This window comes from Fretibacterium fastidiosum, assembly GCF_000210715.1.
Classification (GTDB): Bacteria; Synergistota; Synergistia; order Synergistales; family Aminobacteriaceae; genus Fretibacterium; species Fretibacterium fastidiosum.
This window is the reverse complement of sequence record NC_021038.1, coordinates 1,971,957-1,974,658: the sequence shown is the minus strand read 5'-3', so window position 1 is coordinate 1,974,658 and position 2,702 is coordinate 1,971,957. Positions and strand designations below refer to the sequence as shown.

The 2,702-nt window shown below is 66.9% G+C and carries 4 protein-coding genes; all 4 read right to left on the bottom strand.

Features of this window, described 5'->3' with window-relative positions:
- Window positions 1-404: PHP domain-containing protein (locus SY1_RS09035; RefSeq protein WP_208873530.1), on the bottom strand; the 404-nt coding region annotated here is incomplete at its 3' end.
- A gap of 3 nt (window positions 405-407) precedes the next feature.
- A complete protein-coding gene (locus SY1_RS09030) occupies window positions 408-980 on the bottom strand; it encodes a chemotaxis protein CheW (protein ID WP_243440649.1) in 573 nt (190 codons plus the stop codon).
- A 128-nt stretch (window positions 981-1,108) separates the two neighbouring features.
- Window positions 1,109-2,275 (bottom strand): recombinase RecA, encoded by a 1,167-nt coding sequence (gene recA, locus SY1_RS09025; protein WP_208873529.1) that lies wholly within the window; start codon window positions 2,273-2,275, stop codon window positions 1,109-1,111.
- A gap of 37 nt (window positions 2,276-2,312) precedes the next feature.
- The coding region (locus SY1_RS09020) for a CinA family protein (RefSeq protein ID WP_208873528.1) at window positions 2,313-2,702 on the bottom strand (390 nt) is incomplete at its 5' end.

Sequence of the window (2,702 nt, the reverse complement as noted above, 5' to 3'; positions counted from 1 at the left end):
GGGGCGTCCGACGGCGCCCCGCCCGCGCGTGCCTCGGCGTCCGCCAGCGTCACGGGAACCCCCAGGCCTTGAAGCCGCGAACAGATGGCCACGTTGCGCGCCTCCCGCGTCCGGATGAAGCCGTCAAGGGCACGGGTCAGGGCCGGGGCTTCCAAATTGAAGCGGTAACCAAGGATGTGCAGCTCGTCCCCGTTCTCGAAACGCGACGAGAGCTCCACTCCCGACACGGCGCGGATGCCCCGCCGGCGGCATCCGGCAAGGAAGGCCGGAACCCCCAGGACGGTGTCGTGGTCCGTCAGGGCAGCGACGGCGACCTTATTGAGGGACAACAAACGCACCAGTTCCGACGGACTGAAGGCGCCGTCGGAACAGGTGCTGTGCGTGTGGAGGTTGACGCGGATCAAGGGCTATTCGTTCTCCTCCTGGAGGATCTGATCCAGCTCGAAGAGCGCGGAGACGTCCAGCAGGAGGATCAGGCGGTCGTCGGTGGGCTTGGCCACCCAGAGGACATAACGCTTGTCCATGGCCGAGGAGAGCTTCGTCGCCGGTTCCAGCTGGGTGTCGTAGATGGTGCGCACCTCCCGGACCGAATTCACGATGATTCCGAACATGACGTCGTTGACGGAGAGCACGACGATGCGGGCCTCGTCCGTGAGGGGCGTGGAGGGCATCCCGATCTTGAGCTGCATGTCGAAGACCGGCACGATGGTGCCCCTCAGGTTGATGACTCCGCGGATGTAGGCGGGGGCGTTCGGCACCCGCGTGATGAACGAGGGGACCCGGACGATCTCACGGACGAGGTTCACGTCCACGCCAAAGTCCTCGCTGCTCAACGCAAAGACGAGGTTGATGTGCTCCTCGCCCAGAGATTCAACGTCGACGTCCTTGGGATCCTGCCTGGGATCGTTGGCCGCTTCCGCCACGCTCCCGGCCCTGACCTGTCCGGTCAAGGTCCCTTCCGTCAAAAGCTGTTCAGTCAAAACCCATTCGCCTCCTTACGGACGCACGCAGGGCATCCGTTCTTCCGCGCCGGCCCCGGCGGGAAATCTCGTCGTTTATTATAACGCATCTCCAGATCGTTTGGGAAAGGGGCGCGGCGCCGGCCCCGTCACTTCTCGTCGTCGGAGAGGTCCAGGATTCCCTCCTCCACCGCTTCCTCGCCCGGCACCTCTGCGTCCTCCAGTGCCGGCATGGGGCCGGGCACGCCATCGGGCTCGTCCGCGGGCAGGCCGTCGTCGTCCTCCGCGCCCTCCGGCTTGAAGCCGATGCCCCTGCCCACCTCGGCCAGGATCTCCTTCACGATCTCCTCCTGCAGCGCCGGGTTCGTCGACAGGAACTTCGCCACGGCGTCCTTGCCCTGCCCCAGGGTCTCGCCCTTGTAGGCCAGCCAGGAGCCCTTCTTGTGGATGACGCCGTAGTCCACCGCCATGTCCACCACGGCGACGCCCATGGGGATGCCCTGCCCGTAGATGAGGCTCGTGTGCCCCGTGCGGAAGGGGGGCGCCAGCTTGTTCTTGACCACCTTCAGGAAGAGGTCGTGCCCGATGGTCACATCCCCCTTGTCGATCTTCCTGCCGCGCCGGACCTCGAGCCGGACGGAGGAGTAGAACTTGAGGGCCCGCCCTCCCGTCGTCGTCTCCGTCGGGCCCGCCCCATAGCCGGTGGAGATGAGGGCGCGCAGCTGGTTGATGAAGATGACGATGCAGTTCGTCTTCGCGACCACCGAGGTGAGGCGCCGCAGCGCGTAGGACATCAGGCGCGCCTGAAGCCCCAGCTGGCTCTCGCCGATCTTGCCGTCGATCTCCGCCTGAGGCGTCAGGGCCGCCACGGAGTCCACCACCACCAGGTCTACCGCGCCGCTTCGGACCAGCGAGTCCAGCACGAAGAGCGCCTGTTCTCCGCTGTCCGGCTGAGAGAGGTAGAGGTCCTCCACCTTCACCCCAAGCGTCGCGGCAAGGCGCGGGTCCAGCGCGTGCTCCGCGTCGATGAACGCGGCGATCCCCCCCGCCTTCTGCGCCTCCGCGATGCCGTAGAGGGCCACGGTGGTCTTTCCGGAGCCCTCCGGCCCGAATATCTCGATGATGCGCCCCCGCGGGTACCCTCCGATGCCGAGGGCGACGTCCAGGGGCAGCACCCCCGACGGGATCACGCTGACGTTGGCTCGCGCGGCATCGCCAAGGCGCATGATGGCCCCTTCCCCGAACTTCGATCGTATCTCGCCGATCGCCTCATCCAGTATCTCCTCACGGGTCTGGGGCGCCTTCTTCTTCGCCAAAAAACTCACTTCCTTCGCATGAAATTTGCCTTATCCCCTACGCCGTCGCATCCCCCAGGGCGCCGGGCTCGAAACACGGCATCAGCGACGGCCGTCCGTCCCGGACCATCCGCCAGAGCTCCGCCATGGCGCAGCTCACGGCAGAGCGGCGCACCTCCTCCCGCCCTCCGCGAAAGAGGCAGTGGAAGGCTCTGCTCTCCGCCCTACCGTTCTTCCTGCGGGACGCCAGCCCAAACCACACGCCGCCCACCGGCTTGAGGGGCGTTCCGCCACCGGGGCCGGCAACGCCCGTCACGGCGACGGAGAAGTCCACCCCACAGAACCACAGCCCGCCGCGGGCCATGGCCTCGGCGCAGTCCTGGCTCACCGCGCCGAACTCCTCCAGGAGCCCCCGCGGCACCCCCAGGAGCCTCTCCTTCATCTCGTC